Here is a 1,170-nt window from a genome sequence, read left to right on the forward strand (position 1 = left end):
GCTCCGCCCTCGCCGTCCTGGCCGCCCCCGACTCCGACATCGGCCTCGTCGGCTACGAGATGGCCCTGCTCGTCGACCGCGCAGGCGCCGTCCTCACCCCCGCGCTCCGCGCAGAACTCCAGGGCAGTCTCCTGCACTGACGGTTCGTCGGATACCGTCCAGGTATTCGAAGCACCTCCGCGTCCCTCCCGGGCCCGCTTCGGCGGGCTCGGGTTCGGACGTTGTACGGCCTTCGCACCACCGGCTCCGGACTCGTTCCGGAGCTCGCACCGCAACCGCCGCACCCTGTGAGGAGAGGAACCGTGACACCGCCCGACGACCGCAGCGGCCAGTACGGTGGCGTTCCGTACCCCGGCACGGGCCATGACGCCTTCGGAGCACCCGGCGTCGGCCAAGGCCAGCCGTACGGCCGGCCGCAGTTCGGCCAGGAGTACGACCGGCAGCCCTACGGCCACCAGCAGGAGCAGTACGGCCGGTCCGGCCAGTACGCCCAGCCCGGCCAGTACGCCCCGCAGCCGCAGCCCTCCTTCGACGTGCCGCCGCCCGGCTACCCGGTCCCGCCGACCGGACCCGGCCACGCGCCCGGCCACCACCCGGCCCAGGAGCCCGGGCACGTCGAGGAGTTCGACGACGAACCGGACTCCGGCCCGCTGATCCGGCCGTTCGCGATGACCGGTGGCCGCACCCGGCCCCGCTACGAACTCGCGCTGGAGGCCCTGGTCTCCGCCGACGTGGACCCGCAGCGCCTGGCCACCCTGCTCCCCGAGCACCAGCGGATCTGCACCCTGTGCACGGAGGTCAAGTCCGTCGCGGAGGTGTCGGCGCTGCTCTCCCTCCCGCTGGGAGTCGCGCGCATCCTCGTGGCCGACCTGGCCGAGGCCGGCCTCGTGGCCATCCACCAGCCCGCTTCCGGCGGCGAATCCGGAAACCAGCCCGACGTCACGCTGCTCGAAAGGGTCCTCAGTGGACTTCGCAAGCTCTAACGCGGCCGCCCCCACCCGCGCCACCACCTCCGCGAAGATCGTCGTCGCGGGCGGCTTCGGTGTCGGCAAGACCACGCTCGTCGGCGCCGTCTCCGAGATCAACCCCCTGCGCACCGAAGCCGTCATGACCTCGGCCTCCGCCGGCATCGACGACATCAGCCACGTCTCCGGCAAGACGACCACCACC

1 protein-coding gene and 2 pseudogenes are annotated in these 1,170 nt (G+C 72.6%); all 3 read left to right on the forward strand.

The window, feature by feature from the left end; all coding sequences use genetic code 11:
- A pseudogene (locus tag PUR71_RS00405) lies at positions 1-140 on the forward strand (roadblock/LC7 domain-containing protein); the annotation flags it as partial.
- Between the two features lie 162 nt (positions 141-302).
- Positions 303-983, forward strand: coding sequence for a DUF742 domain-containing protein (locus PUR71_RS00410; protein ID WP_329924269.1), 681 nt, complete (start codon positions 303-305; stop codon positions 981-983).
- A pseudogene (locus PUR71_RS00415) lies at positions 964-1,170 on the forward strand (ATP-binding protein); the annotation flags it as partial. The gene PUR71_RS00410 and the pseudogene PUR71_RS00415, both read left to right, overlap by 20 nt.

The organism is Streptomyces sp. SP17BM10, from assembly GCF_036322405.1.
In the GTDB taxonomy this organism is placed as follows: Bacteria; Actinomycetota; Actinomycetes; order Streptomycetales; family Streptomycetaceae; genus Kitasatospora.